Annotated in this window: 15 protein-coding genes; 11 read left to right on the forward strand and 4 right to left on the reverse strand. The window is 59.1% G+C overall.

Going from position 1 to position 22,100, the window contains the following annotated elements; translation table 11 throughout:
- The first annotated feature begins 21 nt into the window (after nucleotides 1–21).
- The 3 genes from AC4IHP_RS15340 (at nucleotide 22) to AC4IHP_RS15350 (ending at nucleotide 2,771) form a co-directional block, all read left to right on the forward strand.
- Complete coding sequence (locus tag AC4IHP_RS15340) at nucleotides 22–804, forward strand: class II aldolase/adducin family protein (protein WP_186568110.1); 783 nt, start codon at nucleotides 22–24, stop codon at nucleotides 802–804.
- The gene (locus tag AC4IHP_RS15345) at nucleotides 804–1,706 is read left to right on the forward strand and encodes an alpha/beta fold hydrolase (protein ID WP_490832076.1); all 903 of its coding nucleotides are present in this window, start codon (nucleotides 804–806) and stop codon (nucleotides 1,704–1,706) included. The genes AC4IHP_RS15340 and AC4IHP_RS15345 overlap by 1 nt, the downstream gene beginning before the upstream one ends.
- Nucleotides 1,707–1,859: 153 nt before the next feature.
- Nucleotides 1,860–2,771, forward strand: a complete 912-nt coding sequence (locus AC4IHP_RS15350) for an SDR family oxidoreductase (protein ID WP_490832077.1) — start codon at nucleotides 1,860–1,862, stop codon at nucleotides 2,769–2,771.
- 43 nt (nucleotides 2,772–2,814) lie between these two features.
- Here the strand turns inward: AC4IHP_RS15350 and AC4IHP_RS15355 are convergent, their stop codons facing one another.
- Nucleotides 2,815–3,075, reverse strand: coding sequence for a hypothetical protein (locus AC4IHP_RS15355; protein ID WP_460124090.1), 261 nt, complete (start codon nucleotides 3,073–3,075; stop codon nucleotides 2,815–2,817).
- Entirely contained in the window at nucleotides 3,072–5,075 is a 2,004-nt protein-coding gene (locus tag AC4IHP_RS15360) for an S-type pyocin domain-containing protein (protein ID WP_490832078.1), read from the reverse strand. Before AC4IHP_RS15360 ends, AC4IHP_RS15355 begins: the two co-directional genes overlap by 4 nt.
- A 798-nt stretch (nucleotides 5,076–5,873) precedes the next feature.
- On the opposite strand from AC4IHP_RS15360, the gene AC4IHP_RS15365 reads away from it, so the two are divergent.
- The 4 genes from AC4IHP_RS15365 (at nucleotide 5,874) to AC4IHP_RS15380 (ending at nucleotide 15,370) form a co-directional block, all read left to right on the forward strand.
- Nucleotides 5,874–7,667, forward strand: coding sequence for a DUF1302 domain-containing protein (locus AC4IHP_RS15365; protein ID WP_490832079.1), 1,794 nt, complete (start codon nucleotides 5,874–5,876; stop codon nucleotides 7,665–7,667).
- Nucleotides 7,668–7,690: 23 nt separating this feature from the next.
- Nucleotides 7,691–9,058 carry a DUF1329 domain-containing protein gene (locus AC4IHP_RS15370; RefSeq protein WP_039759308.1) on the forward strand — a complete coding sequence of 456 codons (1,368 nt, stop codon included), beginning with the start codon at nucleotides 7,691–7,693 and terminating at the stop codon, nucleotides 9,056–9,058.
- Between the two features lie 138 nt (nucleotides 9,059–9,196).
- Nucleotides 9,197–11,752: a helix-turn-helix transcriptional regulator gene (locus AC4IHP_RS15375; protein ID WP_490832080.1), complete on the forward strand. Its 2,556-nt coding sequence runs from the start codon at nucleotides 9,197–9,199 to the stop codon at nucleotides 11,750–11,752.
- Between the two features lie 147 nt (nucleotides 11,753–11,899).
- Nucleotides 11,900–15,370 (forward strand): dermonecrotic toxin domain-containing protein, encoded by a 3,471-nt coding sequence (locus tag AC4IHP_RS15380; protein ID WP_490832081.1) that lies wholly within the window; start codon nucleotides 11,900–11,902, stop codon nucleotides 15,368–15,370.
- A 38-nt stretch (nucleotides 15,371–15,408) separates the two neighbouring features.
- Here the strand turns inward: AC4IHP_RS15380 and AC4IHP_RS15385 are convergent, their stop codons facing one another.
- Nucleotides 15,409–16,188, reverse strand: coding sequence for an IclR family transcriptional regulator (locus AC4IHP_RS15385; RefSeq protein ID WP_460124105.1), 780 nt, complete (start codon nucleotides 16,186–16,188; stop codon nucleotides 15,409–15,411).
- A gap of 163 nt (nucleotides 16,189–16,351) precedes the next feature.
- Here AC4IHP_RS15385 and hmgA point away from each other — a divergent pair, with 163 nt between their 5' ends.
- The 4 genes from hmgA to AC4IHP_RS15405 all read left to right on the forward strand — a co-directional run bounded on the left by hmgA (nucleotide 16,352) and on the right by AC4IHP_RS15405 (nucleotide 21,144).
- A complete protein-coding gene (gene hmgA / locus AC4IHP_RS15390; RefSeq protein WP_490832082.1) occupies nucleotides 16,352–17,656 on the forward strand; it encodes a homogentisate 1,2-dioxygenase in 1,305 nt (434 codons plus the stop codon).
- 3 nt (nucleotides 17,657–17,659) lie between these two features.
- Nucleotides 17,660–18,964, forward strand: coding sequence for a fumarylacetoacetase (gene fahA / locus AC4IHP_RS15395; RefSeq protein ID WP_490832083.1), 1,305 nt, complete (start codon nucleotides 17,660–17,662; stop codon nucleotides 18,962–18,964).
- Nucleotides 18,965–18,976: 12 nt separating this feature from the next.
- Nucleotides 18,977–19,612 (forward strand): maleylacetoacetate isomerase, encoded by a 636-nt coding sequence (maiA, locus tag AC4IHP_RS15400; RefSeq protein WP_460124113.1) that lies wholly within the window; start codon nucleotides 18,977–18,979, stop codon nucleotides 19,610–19,612.
- Between the two features lie 161 nt (nucleotides 19,613–19,773).
- Nucleotides 19,774–21,144, forward strand: coding sequence for an MFS transporter (locus AC4IHP_RS15405; RefSeq protein ID WP_490832084.1), 1,371 nt, complete (start codon nucleotides 19,774–19,776; stop codon nucleotides 21,142–21,144).
- A gap of 90 nt (nucleotides 21,145–21,234) precedes the next feature.
- On the opposite strand, the gene AC4IHP_RS15410 is transcribed toward AC4IHP_RS15405, so the two are convergent.
- Complete coding sequence (locus tag AC4IHP_RS15410) at nucleotides 21,235–22,038, reverse strand: SirB1 family protein (protein ID WP_460124119.1); 804 nt, start codon at nucleotides 22,036–22,038, stop codon at nucleotides 21,235–21,237.
- Nucleotides 22,039–22,100 lie beyond the last annotated feature (62 nt).

Raw genomic sequence — 22,100 nt, forward strand, 5'->3', positions numbered from 1 at the left:
AAGAACGCAGAGGTGCATACAGTGAGCGTAGCCCCCGTCCAATCGTCGCCGAATGTCAAAGACCAGGTCAGCGCTGCCGAGTGGCAGACTCGTGTCGATCTTGCCGCCTGTTATCGCCTGGTCGCGCTGCACGGTTGGGACGATCTGATCTTCACGCATATCTCGGCCAAGGTGCCCGGCACCGAAGATTTCCTGATCAATCCGTTTGGCCTGATGTTCCATGAGATCACCGCCTCAAGCCTGGTGAAGGTCGATCAGGCCGGCAACAAACTCATGGACAGCCCGTACGAAATCAACCCCGCCGGCTACACCATCCACAGCGCCGTTCACGAGGTTCGCCACGATGTGGTTTGCGTGCTGCACACGCATACCGCGTCGGGTGTTGCGGTGTCGGCGCAAAAGCAGGGGGTGTTGCCGATCAGTCAGCAATCACTGTTCGTGTTGTCGAGCCTGGCCTATCACGCCTATGAAGGTGTGGCACTGAACCATGAAGAAAAGGCGCGCCTGCAAGCCGATCTCGGTGACAACAGTTTCCTCATGCTGCACAACCACGGTCTGCTGACCTGTGGTGGCACCATTGCCGATACCTTTCTGATGATGTTCACCTTCCAGCGAGCCTGCGATATCCAGGTCATGGCGCAGACTGGAGGGGCGGAACTGATCGCCATCGAACCGCAAATTCTCGCCGGCGCCAAGGCAATGATTGCCGGCGTCACCAAGAGCGCGCAGGGCATGGGCGGCGCGCTGGCGTGGCCGGCGCTGCTGCGCAAACTCGATCTCCAGGATCCGGGGTATAAATTCTAATGCCACTCGCCGAGATTCCCCTGTGCATCTGGCGCAAGCGCAGCCGGAGCTTTGTTTTTCGTGGCCAGACGATCCATTACTGGGTGGCGGGACAGGGTGAGCCGCTGTTGCTGATTCACGGTTTCCCCACTGCCAGTTGGGATTGGCACTACCTGTGGCAGCCGTTGGCGCAGCGTTATCAGGTGATCGCCTGCGACATGCTTGGCTTCGGCGATTCGGCAAAACCGCGCAACCACACCTACAGCCTGTTGGAACAGGCCGATCTGCAACAGGCGCTGCTCGCCCATCTGCAGATCGAACAAGCGGTGCACATTCTTGCCCACGACTATGGCGACAGCGTCGCTCAGGAACTGCTCGCGCGGCACTACGAACAGCGCATCGAGGTCGACAGTTGCGTGTTCCTCAACGGCGGTCTGTTTCCGGAAACCCACCGGCCGTTATTGATGCAGAAATTGCTGCTCAGCCCGATTGGCTGGCTGCTTGGCCGCGCCTTCAGCCGAGAGGCGTTGGTCAAAGGTTTCCGGGAGATCTTCGGCCCGCAGACCCAGCCGAGCGAAAGCGAACTGGATGATTACTGGAGTCTGGTCGACAGCAACCATGGCCCGCGCATCCTGCACAAACTGATCACCTACATCCCCGAACGCCGGGTGCAGCGCGACCGTTGGGTGGCGGCCATGCAGCGTGGCGACATTCCTCTGCGGGTCATCGACGGCGCGGTCGATCCGATTTCCGGGGTACACATGGTCGAGCGTTATCGCGAACTCATCCCTGATGCGGACACCGTTTTGTTGCCGGGTATTGGCCACTACCCGCAAACCGAAGCGCCGGTGCAGGTGCTCAAGCACTATCTGGCGTTTCGTGATCGTCTGGTATTGCCTCCGCGCAAAGTGGCGTACTCCTGATTTCGCCGGAAACACTCACTCTCGGCGCTTTACAGTCTCGACCATCCCCCTACCTTATCGCACACCATTCAGCCCCAGCCGTGTTCGTTGTGACCCAAAGCGTCGTGCCTGACACTCGGGAGCATTAACCCTTGGCCTGCTGGAGTTGCTGCGATGAATGAACCCGTGCGTTTCGAAGATAAAGTCGTGATTGTCACCGGCGCCGGTGGCGGCCTCGGGCGTGCCCATGCGCTGTTGTTCGCCAGACAGGGCGCGAAGGTGCTGGTCAACGATCTCGGCGGCTCGACGCAGGGCGAGGGCGCCAACGCCTCGGCTGCCGACCGCGTGGTGGCGGAAATTCGCGAGGCCGGCGGTATTGCCCAAGCCAACCATGACTCGGTCACCGATGGCGACAAACTGGTGCAGAACGCTCTCGATGCTTTCGGCCGCGTGGATGTGGTGGTCAACAACGCCGGGATCCTGCGCGACAAATCTTTTCACAAGATGGACGATGCCGACTGGGATCTGGTCTACCGCGTCCACGTTGAAGGCGCCTACAAGGTTACCCGTGCCGCCTGGCCGCATCTGCGCGAGCAAAACTACGGTCGCGTGATTTTCACTGCATCGACATCAGGCATTTATGGCAATTTCGGCCAGTCCAACTACGGCATGGCCAAACTCGGGCTGTACGGGTTGACCCGAACGCTGGCGATCGAGGGCCGCAAGAACAACATTCTGGTCAACGCCATCGCCCCAACTGGCGGCACGCGCATGACCGAAGGTCTGATCCCGCCGCAGGTATTCGAGCAACTGAAGCCGGAACTGGTCAGTCCGTTGGTAGTGTATCTGGGCAGCGAGCAATGCCAGGAAACGTCCGGTCTGTTCGAGGTTGGTGGCGGCTGGATGGGCAAGGTGCGCTGGGAACGCAGCCTCGGTGCCGGCTTCGATCCGCGCGAGGGATTCTCGCCAGAGGATGTGGCGGCGCACTGGCAGCAGATTTGTGATTTCGAAGGGGCGGCGCATCCGAAGGACAATATTGAAGCATTGAAGGAAATGATGGCGAATTTGCAGAAGTATTCGATTTGAAGTTAACGGAGCCACCAGCCCTCGCGGCGGGTGGCTCCAGTTTTCAAATGTATTTTTTTTCTGTCATGAACTTGGGCGGCTTCCAGTTAGGTCCTTTGATAGCAAGGCCCTTTTCTCCCTCCAGCAAAACTCCTGCAGCGAAGAGCCGAGAGTACGATGCTTCCAGGGTCCCATACTCGTCGATCAGGTCTCGATTGTGGCGTCTGATCATCATGTCCAGATGTGGCGTTGCCTGAAGTAACGCGAACACCGTGACTATGTCATCCAGAGGTTCATTTTTAACGATCATCTCAACGGTGCTCACTGCCACATCTCCTTCAGCAATTTCTGGTAATCACGTTCTTCCTGCTCCGTTGCAGCAGCCAGTGCTTCGGGCGTGTAGAGAAGTGCGGGATCGTCTTTCAACTGGAAATCTTCCAACGTTGCCGTATGCACGTTATTCCAGATCGGTGACCCGATCTCTGGCATCTCGGTATCACCAAAGCCTAAAGCTCTGAATCTTTCGAACTCCCTTATCTCGTGAGTGTAGAAACGTTTGTCAGTGTCGGAAGCTTCGAGTTCTCCACGAGCGATTCGCTCCAGGCGATCAAGCATTACGTCATTGGCAGCTGATTGCGGAAACTTTGAAATGTGTAACTTCACGATGTCCGTTCCTTCCGATGAAACAGCGGCTGTTGCCCACTGCAAATCTGATATTTCATCTCCAATCTCGTCAGGGTTGAAACTACGCCCGCTGTGCTTCCCCTCTTCGGTCGCCCCTTCATAAGGACTACTGAACACCACATAAAGCGGCTCAATCTCCGAATCAGCCGGAAACACGATGATGAATCGATCCCAGCCTTCAATCAGAATCGGGTTCAGATCCAGCCGCCCTTCAACCGGAACAACGGAGGCGCCGGAATAGGCGGGCGAACCGGTATCCACTATTGGCAAAGCGGTCGATTGGTCGCCCTGCGAGATTGCCGGCGTCCATGTCAGCAAGTCGGTAGGCGAGTCCGATAGTGCGACCTTGTATACGTCGTTGAGCAAATCGTATGCGGCATTGAGGACCAGCACACTTGAGCGAATATGGAAGTCATCACTCGTAGCGACGAACACTTGCGTGCCAGCCCCGAGTCGCCTGACGCCTAGCCCGACCTGCATCTCCAAACTACCCTGCCGGTCCGCGATTTCACGTAGCGTCTCGGCCGGCTCGGACGACAACTCGGCCAGTGGAACGCTCATGGCGAAGCGTTCGCTGTTGCCCAGAGGTGACGGCATCAATAGCGCTGCGAACCCCATCAGTACTGGACTGCCGAACAGCGCCGTGCCCGTCGCTGTCAGGGTCGCTTTTGCGGTGCGTAGCGCATTGAGTATTCCCGCCGAGATAGCCGGGCTGAGCGGGACGGCTGTCGAAACGAAAGAAACGGCCGGGCCGTTGCTGGCCATTGCTCCAGAGGACGGAAAGACATGCTTCCTGTCCTGCTGTAACCGACGCTGTTCTGCCGCATGGGCCAGCGCCGTTGCTTCAGCTTTGGCTCGTGCCTCGGCCTGGGCGATTTTCAACTTAGCCAGCCGCTCTTTCTCCCGAGCTTCAGCCTCGGCATTAAGGCGCGCGGTCTCAGCCGCCAATCGAGCCTGTTCGGCATCCCGACGCTGTTTCTCTACCAACGCGGCCAGAAGCGCCTGTTCGCGTGCGCGGATTTCTTCCTGCTCCCGGCGCACCGCTTCGGCAATGTCACGCTGGCGCTGTTGCTCCGCGGCAATGCGGGCACGTTCTGCAGCTTGGCGTTGCGCCTCTGCCGCTGCCGCCTGTGCCTGATCCTGATCCTGAGCTTGTACGGTGGCCAGCCAATTGAGTACGCCAGCCTGTTGCTGGTTGAGCAGCGCCAATGTCTGGCCCAGCAGCCGCGCTTCGTGGGCGGCCCGAAAGGACTCGCTCCACAACGCTCTGCTGCGGACCGCTGCGCCCTGCGCGCGCCGATTGGCCGATGCCTGATTCAGGTAATCCTTGAAGGTTTTTCCCAGTGGATCGCTGCCATAAAAGCGGTTGGCGATGGCAGTCTGCCGTTGAAACTCGGCGCTCTTGCGTTGAATCAAGGTGTTCCTGACGCCAACTTCGCGGGCCAGTGCTGCGGCAGGTGGCAGAGGATTGGTCGGTCCTTCCAGCCTGGTCGCCGCCAGTTCGACCTCAATGGTTTGTGGAATAGAGGCGGTTCTTGCGTTGAATTCCTGTTCCACGGCGACTTGCGTTTCATGCATCAATTCACGCGTCTGCGGATTGGCGCCGGCAGGGCCGAACATGCCGCTGTAGGAGTAATTCATGTCGCGTTCTTTGAATGGTTCGAAGCCATCAGGACCGAACTCCCTGATATGTACTGGATCCAGTTCCAACGGTGGAGGCTTTGGCATATTCATGTCCTTTTGAATGTGCGTTTTCACTCGCTCGAAAAGTGCGCACGGGTGGCGATGACATCCGTGTCACCAGCGAATGGTTGAGGTGTTTCAAGTTACCTCAGAGTGGCGGTTATCAAATCCGAGAAGCCCGTCAGTAACAGGGCGTTATATCGAAAGGGTTTTCGCTGGTTTTTATCGATGCAGAGGGAATTCGTCCGAGCGTCGAAGAAATGTCTGACGCGCTGATCGCAAGCGTTGCCGAACCGCTATCCAGCCTTTTTGAACGCCCATAAAAAAGGCCGCTGCAAACGCAGCGGCCAAGGTAAGACGTTGGATCAAGGAGCTACAAATCAACGTCAGTGAACAGCGGTGCGATAAACCGAAAACACCGATTTATCTGAAATCTTTAACCAATCGCCTGCGCATTCAGCGTAGCGGGCTTGGCGCTTTCCGGCGTGTGCCGGGAGAGCGCGCTCAGAATACGGGCTTGCGCCTGTAGGAAAAATACCGATTCCAGACATGCACTGTTACGGGGCGCGCAACAGTGGCGTGCACATGCATGGCGCTGATGATGCGCCATCCAGCCAGTCCATGGGCCGCTCCAGGTCCCGTCGTACAAGGCCATTCATCCTTTCGAGCGACATCGCAAATACCTCCTTGGTGCGCTTATCGCTCGCACCGCCCGGCAGTAGGGTGGGGCCTTCTGTCACTCACCGGGGAAGACGCATGACAAAAACAACAATGCGCGCCATCTTCACACCGCAGGCGCTGGCCGCTGCGGTGGCTATGGGTTGCTGCGCCCAGGCGCACGCGGTCGCCTTCAACATCGGCGAAATCGAAGGCACCTTCGACTCGTCACTTTCGGTCGGCGCGAGCTGGGGGCTGCGCGATGCCGACAGTTCGCTGGTGGGCACGGTCAATGGCGGCAGCGGACAATCGTCCACCGGTGATGACGGGCGCCTGAATTTCAAGAAGGGCGAGACCTTCTCGAAGATCTTCAAGGGCATTCACGACCTTGAACTGAAGTACGGCGATACCGGTGTGTTCGTTCGGGGCAAATACTGGTACGACTTCGAACTCAAGGACGAAGACCGCGAGTTCAAGCAGATCAGCGACAGCGGCCGCAAGGAGGGCGCCAAGTCTTCCGGCGCGCAGATCCTCGATGCCTTCGTCTATCACAACTACGCCATCGCCGATTTGCCCGGCACGGTGCGGGCCGGCAAGCAGGTGGTGAGCTGGGGTGAGAGTACTTTCATCGGCAACTCGATCAACAGCATCAACCCGGTCGACGTCTCGGCATTTCGCCGTCCCGGTGCGGAGATCAAGGAAGGCCTGATTCCGGTGAACATGCTGTTTGGTTCGCAGAGCCTGACTGACAAACTCTCGGTCGAAGGCTTTTACCAACTGGAGTGGGACCAGACCGTCCTCGACAACTGCGGCACCTTCTTTGGCGTCGACGTCGCGGCGGACGGCTGCAACAACGGCTACACCGTCGGCAGTCCGGCGGTGGCGCCATTGGTGCCGCTGACCACCGCGTTCGGCCAAGGCATTCAGGTCACACGCGAAGGCGTGGTGATTCCCCGTGGCGGCGATCGCGATGCGCGCGATTCCGGGCAGTGGGGCACGGCGTTGCGCTGGCTCGGCGAAGACACCGAATACGGCCTCTACTTCATGAACTACCACAGCCGTACGCCGACGGTCGGCACCACGACGGCGGGGCTGTCGACACTGGCGGCGTTGCCAGGCATGGTCGGCATTGCCAACGGCCTCGCGCCTGGCAGCGGCGCAGGTCTGGCGCAAAGCGTGATGCTCGGGCGCGGTCAGTACTACCTCGAATACCCGGAAGACATTCGTCTGTACGGCGCGAGTTTCTCCACCACTCTGCCCACCGGCACCGCGTGGACCGGCGAGATCAGCTATCGGCCGAACGCACCGGTACAGGTCAACACCAACGACCTGACCCTGGCGCTGGTCAATCCGATCGCCGGTGGCACCGCATCGCCACTTGCGACCTCGCCGGGTGCTGATAACAAAGGCTACCGGCGCAAGGAAGTCACGCAGGTCCAGAGCACGCTCACGCACTTCTTTGATCAGGTGCTGGGCGCCGAACGCCTGACCGTGGTCGGCGAAGCGGCGGTGGTGCATGTCGGTGGTCTGGAGTCACGCAGTGAGCTGCGTTACGGCCGTGATTCGGTCTATGGCCAATATGGTTTCGGCGGCGATACCGACGGCTTCGTCACCTCGACTTCGTGGGGCTATCGCGCCCGGGCGATTCTCGATTACGCCAACGTTATCGGCGGGATCAACCTCAAGCCCAACCTGTCGTGGTCGCATGACGTCGCCGGTTACGGCCCCAACGGTCTGTTCAACGAAGGTGCGAAAGCCATCAGCTTCGGCGTCGATGCCGACTACCGCAACACCTACACCGCGAGCCTGAGTTACACCGACTTTTTCGGTGGCGATTACAACGTCCTCGAAGACCGTGACTTCGTGGCCCTGAGCTTCGGCGTGAACTTCTGATCTGCCCGAGAAGGATGACTGCAATGCGCAAAACGATTCTGCAATGTGGCGTGCTGGCCTTGAGTCTGCTGGCGGCCAACGTGATGGCGGCGGTGTCGCCGGATGAAGCGAACAAACTTGGCACCAGTCTGACTCCGCTCGGCGCCGAGAAGGCCGGTAATGCGGACGGTTCGATTCCGGCCTGGACCGGCGGTATCCCGAAAAACGCCGGTGCGGTGGACAGCAAGGGCTTCCTCGCCGACCCGTTTGCCAACGAAAAACCGTTGTTCACCATCACTGCTGCCAACGTCGAGCAGTACAAGAGCAAGCTGTCCGATGGCCAGGTGGCGATGTTCAAACGCTACCCGGAAACCTACAAGATCCCGGTCTACCCGACCCACCGCACTGTGGGCGCGCCGGCGGAAATCTACGAGTCGGCCAAGCGCAGCGCGCTGAACGTCAACGCGATCAACGACGGCAACGGCCTGGCCAATTTCACCGGCAATCGCTACTACGCGTTCCCGATTCCGAAGAACGGCGTCGAGGTGCTGTGGAACCACATCACCCGCTATCACGGTGGCAACCTGCGGCGGATCATCACCCAGGTGACACCGCAGACCAACGGCAGCTACACGCCGATCCGCTTCGAAGAAGAGATCGCCGTGCCGCAACTGATGAAGGACATCGACCCGGAAAAAGCCGCCAACGTGCTGACCTTCTTCAAGCAATCGGTGACCGCTCCGGCGCGCCTGGCCGGTAACGTGCTGCTGGTGCACGAGACCCTCGATCAGGTGAAGGAACCGCGTCTGGCGTGGATCTACAACGCCGGTCAGCGCCGCGTTCGGCGTGCGCCGCAAGTGGCCTATGACGGTCCAGGTACCGCGGCTGACGGGCTGCGTACTTCCGACAACTTCGACATGTTCTCCGGCGCGCCGGATCGCTACGACTGGAAACTGGTCGGCAAGAAGGAAATGTACATTCCCTACAACAGCTACAAGCTCGACTCGCCGAAGCTCAAGTACGACGACATCGTCAAGGCCGGGCACATCAATCAGGACCTGACCCGTTACGAACTGCACCGCGTCTGGGAAGTGATCGGCACGGTGAAGCCGAATGAGCGGCATATCTACGCCAAGCGCCACATGTACATCGACGAGGACAGCTGGCAAGTGGCGCTGGCCGATCACTACGATGGTCGCGGGCAACTGTGGCGCGTCGCTGAAGGTCACGCGCAGTACTACTACGATCATCAGGCTCAGGCTTACACCCTGGAAGCGCTCTACGACATCATCGCCGGCCGTTACATTGCGTTGGGCATGAAGAACGAAGAGAAGCACAGCTTCGAATTCGGCTTTGAAGCCAAGGCCGCCGATTACACACCATCGGCCCTGCGCGCCGAGGGCGTAAGGTAACGGGTCTGCAACACCGCTGGACAAAAGGCGCCCGCACGGTCGCCTTTTTTATGGTCATCAATCAGCGTGCTGAATACTCGTCAACAAGCGCGCGGGAGAGGGCTAGGGTGAGCGCACAACGATAAGAAGGCTCACCCGATGACCGCCATGTCCCCGTGCCTGGATCGACCCGGATTTCTGCCCAGGCTTTCTTCGCATCATCAGTCTCGCAATCGCTTGAGCGAACCGTTGCTGGCATCAAGCGCGCGGGTGAAGCTGTTGTGTGCGCCCGCTGGCAGCGGCAAAACCGCACTGCTGACCGAATGTCTGCTTCAGGTGCGTGCGGAGTGTGAGGCAATCTGGCTGCCGCTGGCGGGAGCAGCGCTCAGCGCCGAAGAGTTTTGCCTGCGTGTGACTCGGGCGCTCGGGCTGGTCGAAGGTCTCGACATAACGCAACTGATGACGGAGCTGGCTCATTGGTCCAGGCCGACTTCGCTGTTTATCGACGACTACTGTCGTCAGCCAAATCCGCCTGTTGATGCTCTGCTGGATCGGTTGCTGGCGGTCAGCAGCCCGGCGCTCACATGGTGGATCAGTACTCGCCGCCGGCCGCAGTGCAACTGGCCGCGGCTGTTGCTCGATGACGAACTTTACGAGTCCGAGCCCGCCAGTCTGGCGCTGACTCACGATGAGGTTGTATCGGTGTTGCGCCATTTGCCGCCAGATCAGGCGGATCGAGTCGCCGCTCGGATCATCCAGCGTACCGGCGGCTGGTGCGCAGGTGCGCGCATGGCGATTTTGCAAAAGTGCGACTGGGCGCAAAACCCGCAGCCGCAGCAGCGTGTCGACACGTTGCTCGACTATCTGCAGCACGAACTCTTCAGCAACCTGACGCCGGAGCAGGACGAGGCGTGGCGTGTCCTGGCTCACCTGCCACGGTTCAACGCGCCGTTATGCGAGCATTTGTTCGGCCCCGGCGAAGGCGCGCAATTGCTGCACGATCTGCAAGTGCAGGGCTGTTTTATTGAGCCATGGCAGGACTCCGCTGACTGGCTACAGGTCTTCCGCCCGCTGTCGCGAATCATCCAGGAGTCGCATTGGCCGTGTGCGCGTTCCTGGCACCGGCGCGCCTGTCAGTGGTTCAGCGCGACACAGGATTGGCGAGCAGCGTTCGAGCAAGCGTTGTTGGCCGAGGAATACGAAACCGCCGTCAGCCTGCTGCAGTATTTGAGTTTCGAGGATTTGTTCGAAGACCAGACCGTCGTCCTGCTGTTGCGCTTGCACGAGCAACAAAGCCAGGAACTGACCCTGATGACACCGCAGCTGATCGGGCTGGTCACCGGGGCTTTGTTATTCGCCGGCCGATTCGAACAGGCCGGGGAATGCCTGGCCCATCTTGCCCGCTTCATACCGCAGCCGACAGCGCATCTGCAACAGCAGTTGCTGGCGCGTTGGCAAGCGCAACAGGGTTGGCTCAGTCATCTGCAAGGGCAGATGGAGCCGGCGCGCGCCTGCTTTCAGGAGGCGCTAGCGGCGCTGGCGGATGATGCCTGGCAGGCGCGTCTGATGTGCCTGTCGGGCCTGACCCAGCAGGCGTTACTGTGCGGTGCACTCGATCAGGCCCATGCCCTCAACCGCGAGGCGCTGTGCCTGGCGCGTGCTCACGGCTCACTGCTTTTCGAAGGGTTGCTTGAGCTTGACCACGCACAATGGCTCGAGCAGCGCGGGGCGCCCCTGCGTGCAGAGACTCTGCTGGTGGACATCGAGCACTTGCTGCGCCAGCGCGCCACGGTGCCCGTGCCGCTGCTCGGCCGGATTGCCCTGCGCCGCGGACGGCTGGCGCTGTGCATGGGTCTTGAAGCGCAGGCTGCGGAGCTGTTCAGCCGCGGCCTTGAAGATTGCTCGCGCAGTGCTGACAAACGGGTCTTGTATGGCTACCTGGGACAGGCGCAACTGGCCGGTAATCGCGGCGATTATGCCTGCGCTTTCGAGCGCCTGCGCGAGGCCGAAAGGGTCATGCAGCAGCGGCAGATTCCCGATACGGTCTATCGCGGTGTCGTGCTGCAGGTCAGCAGTCAGTTCTGGTTACAGCAGGGTCGACCGCAGTTGGTGCAAGAAGCGTTGGGCCGGCTATTACGGCATTATCGTGGGCCCTTTGCGCTGCAGGCGCCGCCCGCGACGTTCGAACTGATTATTCGGATTGAATACCTGCTGGCCTGCGCCCATGCGCAATTGAATCGGCATGAAAACTCTCTGCCAACCATTGAGCGACTGTTGAACAAGACCGAGGCCGGAGGCATGTTGACGGCGCAAACGGAGTTGCTGCTGGCCTTCGCCGAGCTGGCTGAATCGAACGGCGACAAAGCGGCGGCGCAGCGAGCTCTCCAGCGAGCCGGGACGCTTGTGGAACGCTGCCGGTTGCAACAAGCCATGCGGGAGTGGGAGTTACGCCAAGGCAATCTTGGCACGGCAGCTGACCAGCCGCTTCCCGGCTTGCCATGCGAGAACGCTGATCCTGCGCAGGGCCTCAGTCGCCGTGAGCGAGAAGTGCTGATGTTGATCGCTCAAGGTGCTTCAAATCAGCAAGTTGCCGAACAACTTTATATTTCGTTGCATACGGTAAAAACTCATGCGAGAAGAATAAATGGAAAGTTGGGCGTAGAGCGTAGAACTCAGGCTGTGGCGAAAGCAAAGTTGATGGGCATACTGGTTTAATGTTTTGGTTTATTTTTCAGCATAAATACTTTTCGTTGTCGTACGCATGTTTTGTAAATTGTTGGCGCTTCAAGTCGATTGCAAAAGAAACTACCTTGCAACTATCTGCAGTGGCTGCATCCGCGCCTCTGGATAGTCAAGTAAGGAATGGTTGTGAGGAAGTTATATCAAAGTTTGATGCGTGGTTCCTTTGGTGAGCAGCTCACTTGGCCTGAAGAATGGGAAAAGGCGAGTCAGGCGAAATCAGATCTTTTCAAGATAGTCGGTGCCATGCCGAGCGTGCTGGATATTCTTCGTAACATGCTGCAGCGTGAATTAATCCGTTTGGGCAAAACAATCGATATCGACAAGGTCTATGTCAACACGGATCCGGCTTTTTCTGCCAGTGAAAATCGTCCTTCCGGCACTCTGTGGGATGTGACAGTTCATTGTTTGAATAACAATATCAGCCCTGCTTACATAGCGGGCGGTGATGGTGTTTTCTCTCTGCCGGATACGTTCAGTGCACAATTCAGGGTCAATACCCTGAATACTTTCATTGTCGAAGACCTGATCGCTGCAATTACTGCCGGTCTGGAACAAACGTTGCGAACCGAAATCGCAGGATTCTGGTCGGCGCCGGCCAAATCCATGCGCACGCAAAGTGCACCTTTGTCCAATAAGCAGGCTTTTATCCAAGCGTACGCCGCGGTCACCAGTGCAGAGCTGTCCCTGTCGGTCATGGCGAACAATTTCGACGCCCGTCTGGGTGAGCGATTTGCTCATCTGCTCGACGCAGACACCGGTCGCGCAGCGTTCGAAGTCTGTCTGCAACCGTCGCAGGATTACCTGCTCTCGCGCCAGCCTTGTTTCGTTCTGGACAACGCCGAGCGTTCGGATGCAGAAATGAAGCTGGTCAACGAGTCGACCTCCTACCTCATGCACACGCCGGAAAACGGCTTTGAGTACTTCGAAAAAAATACCGATTTGCACAGCAAGTTGCAGCAGCGGCTGTCCCTGCGCAGCCATCAGATCAGCTACATGAAAGCCATGCAAAGTCCTCACGCCTTCTGCGTAGAGGCTCATCTCAAGGGCCAGCTTGAAAATGTGAAGTCGCTGATCAGTGGCCAGCAACAACTTGAAACCCCGCTTATCTCCGCGCTTCAGGAAAATCAGGGCCTGCACGTGCTGCGCTACGGTATCGACACGCGTTTCTATCTCCTGTGGGCTGCCTTGAAACGTACCGATTGGCCGCTGTGGCTGGTGGATGCCGGCAGCCAAGTTCAAGAACGGTATACCGAGCTTGAGGCCTCCAAAGATCAATACCTGGCTGATTACTCTCGTGTGTTCGATACGTGCTTTTCGTTTAAGGATTATGTGTTGCGCACCTTCGCCGGCTGGGCAGCGAGGGTTCTCGGCGAACAACTGGATCCAGAAACAATCAGCGTGCATAGCTCGTATACCCTGGTGGTTGCCGGTCGCACTATTGAGCAGGAAGAAACCCGAACGCTGACAGAATTTATCGTTGTCGGTGTCCATGACTCTGGCTATGACGCGCGCCTTACTGTCATCGGCGCGCCCAGCGGAAGTCGTCTGACAGCCGAGGCGCTTGAACGGTGGCTGGCGCATCGCAACCTTCGATTGGAATTTACAGACGATCTCGCACCGATGCCTTCTGCTGATTACCAAGAGGCTTACCGTAATTATCTGTTCAGCCAAATGGAGTTTGCAGTTTTCTGTGCTCGCCACTCCGGGAAGTTGAATTCCACCGATGCGAATATCGTCGCCCGCGCCATGGCCAACGACCCAGCGGTAAGGATTCAAGGGATAAAGATCGAACACCACGGGCCGGCGTTGAAAGATGTCCTGAACATTTCGGCTGAAGGATATCTGCCGTCGCTGATGTTTATCAAAATGCCGGAAGGCGAGTATGAGCTGCGAAAGTTTGCCGATAAGCACGCGGCGAACCGCTGGTTGGAGTCGGCGCTGTCCGCAGATCGCGAGTACGCGGCACTGTTAATCCATCCGGACTACCTGCACAAGGCCGGTCAGTTGCTCGGCAACGCTCGCACACAGCTCAGTTACCGCTACGCGCTGGATAGTCGCCCTGTGGATCTGGAGCTGAATCCAAAGGTGGCGTTGGCGGACTACGTCAATGTTGCTTACCGAGCTGAAGTGGCCTTGCATAAGGCTATTGCACCGACGGGTTATCGGGCGCTTGGTTTCGAGGGCCGCAAGCGCTTCGCTCGTCTGACCACCGAACTCAAAGCGCTGTCCACGGTTGACGCGCGAGACAACGGCTTCCCGACGTTCGAGCAATTCACTTATGACGCAGTGAAAGCACAAATAGAAGATATCTTGCGTGCGCGTGGCAGTATCGTTTCAGTCAATCCGGACCAGATCATTGTTCAGACCGAAGAGTTTCGCAAGAGCGTTACTGACGTCCTGCTTGAGGGCGCTACTTTTGAAGCAGTGCATCCGGCCTATGAAACGAAATTCAGCCCCAAGTACTATTTGCTGAATGGACATCCCAATGTTGACAAACTGGATATCCGAGACCTTTCTTCGCTGTCGAAAACCTTCCGTCCCGGTGATCGGTATAGCGCGATGTTGAAGGAGCAGTATCTGGACAAGGCTCATTCGGATTACGCATTCAAACGCGCTGTGCATGCCCGGAAAATTCGTTGTGAAATGAGCTGCAATGCGTTTTCCGACTTTGTCAATGGCAGGTTGTCTCCGGAAGCGTTATCAGCGGTGCAGCACATCATTGATAGCCTGAAAGAAAGCGGCGGTCATCAGTCGATCGACAATGACACTTTTGAAGGCGGCGAGGGATTATATAAATTCAACATCCATTCGCTGGGATTGACCGCTGCTGGGGACCGCACTGTTGGGGGTGTTTATATATTCCGCCTGAAACTGCTGTCGGGGTTCCACGATCTGCTCTACACGCCTGACGCACCAGATCTTGTCAGCTTCCGGCCGATGGCGGAGTTCATTCCTTCGATTCGTTTTCGCTATGGCCCGTTTCGAGACTACTACAGCGCGCGGATACTGCTGGTTGATCAAAAAGTGGTTGAAGATTATTTCGATGACCTGGTCGCCACTGTCGATATCAAACCGGTAATCCGCACGCAAAATCGCGCGAGGCTCTCTGATCTGTTCACTTTTCACGATGAGCGTATACACCGTGTGCTCAGCGATATCGATGAACGCACTATCAGTTTGAATGAAATAATTGCCGGTCTGGTTTATGAAAATTTGTTGAAAGCTGCAAGTATCGTGAGCCTGGTGGTTCCTCCCGTGGGTACAGTTGTGGTGGCTGTGCAAATGATGAAAAGCATCTACGACGCATCACAATCGCACCGACGTGGCGACTACCGCGCCGCGCTGGGCCATGTAAAAGATGCGCTGACCGGGCTGCTGACATTGGGCAAAGCCGCAGCGGCGGGGGCACCTGTCAAGGAAATCACCCAGGCGCAACGATCGTTCCTCAGTCTGTTCGACGATGCGCGGACGGTCGCGGAACTGGTCACGCACTACACTGGCCAGAAAGAGTCGAAAGAGATGTTGGTAGAATTCTTCCAGACATTGATGGAAGCCACGGATACCGGAGTAAGTAAAACAACCGTTCATTGATCATCTTCGAGCATCCCGACTCGATCAACGAACAACACTCAGCTTTCGTAGCCCATCCGCCAACTCACGGCCCGCGTCGCAGCCAACAACCGCTGCGCCGCCGGGCCGTTTTCATCGGCGTGGAACAGCGAGGTCGGGCCAACGATGGTCAGCACCGCAGCGATCTGCCCGACTGCGTTGAACACCGGCGCAGAAAGCGCATCCACACCCGGCATCAACAAACCATGCACGTGATGCAGACCCCGTTCGCGGATCTGTTCGCACAGCGCTGCATAGGCTTTTTCGTCCTTGAGCGGATGCTCCGCGACAGCGATTTCCTGCTCGCGTAATTCATCGGTTTCGCGGTGCGGCAGGTAGGCGCTGAACACCAGCCCGGTGGACGAGCTGAGCAGTGGCAGCACCGAACCCAATTGCGTCACCACCGTTACCGCGCGCACCGCCGGTTCGATGTGCACGACGGTTGCGCCCTGATTGCCCCAGACCGCGAGGAAGCAGGTTTCGTTGAGTTCATCGCGCAACTCGGACAGCGGCAGGGCGGCGACTTTCAATACGTCCATGCTGTTGAGTGCAGCCAGCCCTACGCGCAGCGCTTCACGGCCGAGGCCGTAATGGTTGGTGGCGGCGTTCTGTTCGGCAAAGCCCGAGGCAATCAACGCCTGCAAATAGCGATGCACCTTGCTTGCCGGCATCTGCACGTGCTCGGCCAGACGCGACAGTGACGTCGACGGCGACAACTCGGCCAGTGCCTTGAGGATGTCGGTGCCGACCTCGGCGGAGCGGACTTTCTGTTTGCCGTTGCTGTCGCTGGTTTTTTCCATGGGGCTGGCGGTTCCGGTTCGAATGGGCGTCTTTATAGCTTGACGCTGGATAGCGAGCAAATTACGTTATGCGTAATCAGATTACGATAATAACAACCCCGGCGTGCCGAGAACTCTGAGCCAGAGCGATGGGCCACTGCCGACTCCCTGTTCAGGAGGCTCCATGAACTCCGATTCAACCGCTCAGGATTTGACGTATCAGTCCGGGTTCGGCAACGAATTCAGCTCTGAAGCGTTGCCCGGCGCGCTGCCCGCTGGGCAGAACTCCCCGCAAAAAGCCCCGTACGGCCTCTACACCGAATTGTTCTCCGGCACCGCGTTCACCATGCCGCGCAGCGAAGCGCGGCGGACCTGGATGTACCGGATTCAGCCATCGGCCAATCACCCGGCGTTCGTCAAACTGGAGCGGCAACTGGCGGGCGGGCCATTGGGTGAAGTAACCCCTAATCGCCTGCGCTGGAATCCGCTGGATCTGCCGACCGAACCGACGGATTTCATCGATGGCCTGGTCAGCATGGCGGCCAACGCTGGCGCTGAAAAACCGTCCGGCATCAGCATTTACAGCTACACCGCCAACCGCTCAATGGAGCGCGTGTTCTTCAACGCCGATGGAGAAATGCTGCTGGTGCCGCAACTCGGCCGCCTGCGCATTGCCACCGAACTGGGCGTGCTCGAAGTCGCGCCGCTGGAGATTGCGGTGCTGCCGCGTGGCCTGAAGTTTCGCGTCGAACTGCTCGATCCACAGGCACGCGGTTATCTCGCCGAGAACCATGGCGCGCCGCTGCGCCTGCCGGATCTGGGGCCGATCGGCAGCAACGGTCTGGCCAATCCGCGCGATTTCCTCACCCCGGTCGCTGCCTACGAAAACCTGCCGCAACCGACGACCCTGGTGCAGAAATTCCTTGGCCAGTTGTGGGCCACCGAACTCAATCATTCACCGCTGAACGTGGTCGCCTGGCACGGCAACAACGTGCCGTACAAATACGACCTGCGCCGTTTCAACACCATCGGCACGGTGAGTTTCGATCACCCCGATCCGTCGATTTTTACCGTACTGACCTCGCCGACCAGCGTGCACGGTCTGGCCAACCTCGATTTCGTGATCTTCCCGCCGCGCTGGATGGTCGCCGAAAACACCTTCCGGCCACCTTGGTTCCACCGCAACCTGATGAACGAATTCATGGGTCTGATCCAGGGCGAATACGACGCCAAGGCCGAAGGCTTCGTGCCCGGTGGCGCTTCGCTGCACAGCTGCATGAGCGCCCACGGCCCGGACGGCGATACCTGCACCAGGGCGATCAATGCCGAGCTTGCGCCGACAAAAATCGACAACACCATGGCCTTCATGTTCGAGACCAGCCAGGTGCTGCGGCCAAGCCGCTTTGCCCTCGACTGCCCACAATTGCAATCCAGTTACGACGCCTGTTGGGCGACGCTGCCCGCCACGTTCGACCCGACCCGGAGATAACTCATGACACAGAATTCCTTCCCCCGCAGCTGGGTCGCTTCGGCCAACGGTCACAGCGATTTTCCCTTGCAGAATCTGCCGCTGGGCGTGTTCAGCCTGAACGGTTCGATGCCGCGCGCAGGCGTAGCGATCGGTGAGCACATCTTCGATTTGCAAGTGGCGCTTGAGGCCGGTCTGTTCGACGGCGTTGCACGCAGCGCAGTGGAATCCATGCAGGGCGGGCAATTGAACGCGTTCTTCGAACTCGGCCGTGAGGCTCGGGTGGCCCTGCGCGCACGGCTGATCGAACTGTTCAGTGAAGGCAGCACCCTGCGCGGCAACATCGAAGCGCAAGGTGCGACAGTGCTGCCACTGGCTGCCGATTGCCAGATGCACCTGCCGGCGCGAATCAGCGATTACACCGACTTCTACGTCGGCATCGAGCATGCGCAGAATGTCGGCAAGCTGTTCCGTCCGGATAATCCGTTGCTGCCGAATTACAAGCACGTGCCGATCGGTTACCACGGTCGCGCGTCCACGGTGCGAGCCTCCGGTACCGACGTGCGCCGGCCGAAAGGCCAGACGCTGCCAGCCGGCCAGACCGACCCGGTCTTCGGCCCGTGTGCGCGTCTGGATTACGAACTGGAACTGGGCATCTGGATCGGCCCGGGCAACGAGATGGGCGAGCCCATTGCCATCGCTGACGCCGCCGAGCACATCGCCGGTTTCTGCCTGCTCAACGACTGGTCGGCGCGGGATATCCAGGCTTGGGAATACCAGCCGCTCGGGCCATTTCTGTCGAAAAGTTTCATCACCAGCGTCTCGCCCTGGGTAGTGACGGCTGAAGCACTGGAGCCTTTCCGTATTGCACAACCGGCGCGTCCGGAAGGTGATCCGCAGCCGTTACCGTATCTGCTCGACAAACGTGATCAGGACGGTGGTGCCTTCGATATCGAGCTGGAAGTGCTGCTGCGCACCGAAGCCATGCGCGAGCAGAATCTGCCGGCCCATCGTCTGGCCCTGAGCAACACTCGCCACATGTACTGGACCGTCGCGCAAATGGTCGCGCACCACAGCGTCAACGGTTGTCAGTTGCAGGCCGGCGACCTGTTCGGTTCGGGCACTTTGTCCGGCCCGGAAAACGGTCAGTTCGGCAGCCTGCTGGAAATCACTGAGGGCGGCAAGAAACCGATCGAACTGCCCTGCGGCGAAGTGCGCAAATTCCTTGAGGACGGTGACGAAATCATCCTGCGCGCCCGCTGCGCCCGCGAAGGTTTTGCCTCGATCGGCTTCGGCGAATGTCGCGGCACCGTGATCGCTGCACGCTGACAGGAGCGGCTCATGGATCTCTTTACCTATTACCGTTCCACCTCGTCGTACCGGGTGCGCATTGCGCTGGCATTGAAAGGGCTCGATTACCAGGCGCTGCCGGTCAACCTGATCGCACCGTCGGGCGGAGAACATCGGCAAGCGGCGTATCTGGCGCTCAATCCGCAGGGTCGGGTGCCGGCCCTGCGCACCGATGACGGCGCGCTGCTGATTCAGTCGCCGGCAATCATCGAGTACCTGGAGGAGCGTTATCCACAGGTGCCGCTGCTGCCGGATGATCTGGTGGCGCGCGCGCAGGTGCGCGGTGTGGCGGCAGTGATCGGCTGCGATGTGCATCCGCTACACAATGTCAGCGTACTCAATCGCCTGCGCCAGTCGGGGCAGGACGAGGCGCAGGTGGTGGAGTGGATCAGTCACTGGATCAGCCAAGGGTTGGCGACGGTGGAGCAGTTGATCGGTGACAGCGGTTTCTGTTTTGGCGAATGGCCTTGCGTGGCGGATGTGTATTTGATTGCGCAGTTGTATGCCGCAGAGCGGTTCAACGTCAGCCTTGAGGCTTATCCAAAGATTTGCCGTGTGGCTGCCTTGGCGGCTGAACATCCGGCGTTTATCAAGGCGCATCCAGCCAATCAACCGGACACCCCGTAACTGAAAACCAAAAACCTGTGGGAGCGGGCTTGCCCGCGATAGCGATCGTCCAGACCCCCTTGTGTTGAATGTGCCGCCGTCATCGCGGGCAAGCCCGCTCCCACAGGGATCGAGGTGGCAATAGCGAAATAATCATAAAAACAAAAAACAGGTACCTTGCGATGCATAACCAGATTGCCAGCTTCCGCGCGGCGCTCGACGCCCGGCCTGTGTCCCGTTATCAGTGGTTGCTGTTGTTTCTGCTGGCGTTGCTGCTGGTCACCGACGGTTATGACGCCCAGGTGCTCGGTTATGTAGTGCCGGCGCTGGCCCAAGACTGGGGGCTGGAAAAATCCGCGTTCGGCCCGGTTTTCAGCGCCAACCTGCTCGGCCTCACCCTCGGTTCTCTGGCGGTCACGCCACTGGCTGACCGTTTCGGTGTGCGGCGAATTCTGCTTGCCTGCGTATTGATCTACGCCACGCTGACGGTGCTGATGGTTTTCGCCGATTCGCTCAACACGCTGATGATCGCGCGGTTCATCTGCGGCATCGGCATGGGCGGCGCAATGCCCAGCGCCATGGCCTTGATGTCGGAATATTCACCGCCGCGTCTGCGCACGCTGATGGTGACGCTGGCTGCCTGTGGTTTCTCGTTCGGTGGGGCGGCGGGCGGTTTTGTCGCGGCCGGTTTTATCGATCAGTTCGGTTGGCAGGCAGTATTCCTCGCTGGCGGCGTGACGCCATTGCTGCTGTTTCCTTTCCTGTGGTGGATGCTGCCGGAGTCGCTTCCGCGCTTGCTACGTGATGCACCGCCGTATGCACGGCTGCGCAAGGTCACCACGCGGATGTTGCCGGACTGGCAGCCACCGCTGGCCAGTGTCGAGCAGAATGAGCGCGAGCTGGGCAGCAAACTGACCGTGGTCGAGTTGTTTCGCAACGGCTATGCGCGGCCGACCCTGCTGATCTGGGCGACTTTTTTTGTCAGCCTGATTCTGTTGTATTTCATGATCAGTTGGCTGCCAACACTGCTGCTGGAAAGCGGTTTGAAACTCAACGAAGCCAACCTGGTGACGTCGATGTTCCTGTTCGCCGGGACCCTCGGCGCGATTTGCATGGCCTGGTTCGCCGACCGTTTGCAACGCAAGGTGCGCCTGCTGTCCGGAGTGTTGGCAGGAGCTGCGCTGTGCACGATCCTGCTTGGGCTCAACCACGACGATCCGCGTTTTCTGGTGGCCTGTGTGTTTGCCGCCGGGTTCTGCATCATCGGCGGGCAACTGACGCTGAATGCCTTCGCCAGTAATTTCTATCCGGCCCATGTACGCGCCACCGGTACAGGATGGGCACTGGGCGTGGGGCGATTCGGTTCGATCCTTGGGCCGCTGTTCGGCAGCCTGCTGCTGGCGATGCATATACCGGTGGAGCAGATTTTCTTTTTCTGCGCGATCCCGGCAGTGATTGCCGCGCTGCTGATCATTCAGGTGCGCTCGCCGACTGAGACCCGCCGATCCTCTGTGGAAGCGAGCCTGCTCGCGAAGAACGATAACGCGGTTTGACCGGGAGACTGAGGTGCCTGCTTCGCGAGCAGGCTCGCTCCCACAGGTTTGCGCAGGCCTCAAGGATGGGGGCAAGCCAGCAGGGGATGGTTAATGCACGACGGAGTTGGGCGGCAGATGGCCGAGGCGTTCGGTCAGGCGCAGGCGCTGGATCGGATCTTCGCTGAGCAACAGCGCGTGCTCCAGATCGAAACGTTCAGCGTTCGGACAATCCAGCCGTTGATACAGACTGGCGCGAGCCATGTAATCGGCAGCCTTCGCGCCACCCAGTTCGAGCACTCGTTCCGCGTCGATCAGCGCGGCGATAAGGTCATCGTGGGTCAGGTGCAGTTGACGCAGGTTGCGCGACAGGCGCTGCAGCATCTGCACTGGCGTCGCGGTGAGCAAGTGCTCGGCGCTGAGCTGCATGTTCGGCCCGTACTGGCGCTGCAACAATTCGCGACAGTCATTGGGATACAAGCGTCGACCGCCGCAAGGGTCGAGCAAGTGGTCGGCGCCGGGAACCCTCAGCAGGAAGTGACCGGGGAAGTTCACCCCGACCAGAGGAATCTCCAGCCCACGCGCCAGTTCCAGGGCGATCAACGCCAAGGCCAGCGGTTGACCGCGCTGGGTGTGCAATACACGATGCAGCAGCGCCGCCTGCGGGCGTAGCGGCAGGAAATCATCCTGCGCGAAACCGAGATCGACCATGCGCCGCAACAGCGGTTGCGCCAGTTCGCTGACCGGCAGCATCGGCAGGCCATAGCTGACGCGTAGTTGCAGATCCCTGAAGGTTCGCAACCATGCCTCGGGCTCGAGAGTTTTGTCGTGCTCGGCACTTATCCACAGCGCAGCTTCCAGCAGGGCTGGCGGTGAACGATGCAGGCATTCGAAAAAGTGTTGGCGCGCACTCATTTAAATCTCCCTCCAATGCCTCGTTTTAGCCTCGTCCGGGGGGTTCGTCCAGTAGCGGACTC

The sequence above is a fragment of the Pseudomonas sp. UF-293 genome, assembly GCF_058245595.1.